This is a genomic window from Mesorhizobium sp. M1C.F.Ca.ET.210.01.1.1, from assembly GCF_004791585.1.
In the GTDB taxonomy this organism is placed as follows: Bacteria; Pseudomonadota; Alphaproteobacteria; order Rhizobiales; family Rhizobiaceae; genus Mesorhizobium.
This window is the reverse complement of sequence record NZ_SRUU01000139.1, coordinates 1-358: the sequence shown is the minus strand read 5'-3', so window position 1 is coordinate 358 and position 358 is coordinate 1. Positions and strand designations below refer to the sequence as shown.

Here is a 358-nt window from a genome sequence, read left to right as displayed (position 1 = left end):
ATCGGTGAAGGAGATCCGGAACATCTGAACCGTCGGATAGACGAACGCCAGCAGGTAGATCGCCAGGAAGGGAGCGACCAGCACCAGCGCGACAAGACGTTCAGTGCGGGAGTTGCGAAGCATGGTTCTTCCTCAAATATGACTGGGACCGCTCTGGACAGGACGGTCCCAGCCCTTGAGCCCTACATGCTGTTCAGCTCATCCTTGATGGATTTCACCGCCTCGCCGGGGTCCATCTCTCCATTGAGGGTCGGCACGAAATAATTGGACATGATGTCGAAGATCGGCCCGGCGACACCAGCCTTGGGCGACTTCGGATCGAAGATCATGTTGGCCGTCAGCGTCGAGTAGGTCGCAT

2 pseudogenes are annotated in these 358 nt (G+C 57.5%); both read right to left on the bottom strand.

Annotation, left to right across the window (positions count from 1 at the left end):
• A pseudogene (locus EN853_RS35405) lies at positions 1–123 on the bottom strand (sugar ABC transporter permease); the annotation flags it as partial.
• Between the two features lie 59 nt (positions 124–182).
• Positions 183–358: pseudogene (locus tag EN853_RS35060) on the bottom strand (ABC transporter substrate-binding protein); the annotation flags it as partial.